The following is a 985-nucleotide window of genomic DNA, read 5'->3' as shown; positions in this document are numbered from 1 at the left end:
TGCGACGTGGGGGATGCAGCCTCAGTGGCATCGCTGATCAGCTGGGTGCAGGACAACTACGGGGAGCTTCACGGTATTATCCACGCGGCAGGCGTGGTGCGGGACAGTTTTATCATCAACAAGACGGCAGCATCCGCCTCGGCGGTATTGAGTGCCAAGATCGGCGGCGTGCGGCATCTGGATGAGGCCAGCGCTTCCTGCCGGCTGGATTTTATGATTTTGTTCTCGTCTCTGTCAGGCGTGACGGGCAATATCGGGCAGGGTGATTACGCTGCAGCAAATGCTTATCTGGACGACTATGCACTGTACCGCAATGAGCTGGTAAAGGCAGGAGCGCGCAGTGGCCGCACGCAGAGCATCGCATGGCCGTTATGGGCCAGTGAGGGGATGCAGGTAGATGAGGAAAGCGCGCGTTATCTGGAGCGGGAATGGGGAATGCAGCCGTTGCCGGCATCCTCCGGCCTTGCATTGTTTGACCGGTTGTTACAACAGGGCCACGAACAGGTGGTCGTGTTTCATGGTAAGAAAGGGCTGGCAACTATGGAGCAACAGTTCCAGACATCTGCAAATACTTCCGGCAAAAAGGCAAATACCGTCTCGCTGGAATATATCAGGGTGCTTGTTAGCGAAGAACTGAAGCTGCCTTTGTTGAAATTAGATCCTGATGCGGCTTTTGAGCAATATGGTATTGATTCTGTGTTGATCCACAAACTGACCAACCGTCTGGAGGTATCTTTCGGGAAACTGCCGAGGACATTGTTTTTTGAGTACCAGACACTGAGAGAGCTGGCCGATTATTTTGCCGCACATCATGCAGCGAAGCTGTCAGCATTAACGGGGGGCGTCAATTCCCGGGAAGAATTGCCAGTGGCGCCTTTGGCAACATCGCCGTCTGTCAGCCGGGCAGCCGGGTCAAAAGACATAGCCATCGTAGGCTTAAGCGGCCGTTATCCCGGCGCCCGCAATATCGGTGAGTTCTGGGATA

Annotated in this window: 1 protein-coding gene; it reads left to right on the top strand. The window is 54.7% G+C overall.

Translation table 11 applies throughout. The features are described 5' to 3' along the window. Nucleotides 1-985 (top strand): beta-ketoacyl reductase (locus HGH92_RS33395; protein ID WP_168875204.1); only part of this gene is annotated, 985 nt, incomplete at both ends.

It is taken from the genome of Chitinophaga varians (assembly GCF_012641275.1).
GTDB lineage: Bacteria > Bacteroidota > Bacteroidia > Chitinophagales > Chitinophagaceae > Chitinophaga > Chitinophaga varians_A.
The sequence above is the reverse complement of the archived record's forward strand: the minus strand, read 5'-3'. Positions and strand labels throughout refer to the sequence as shown.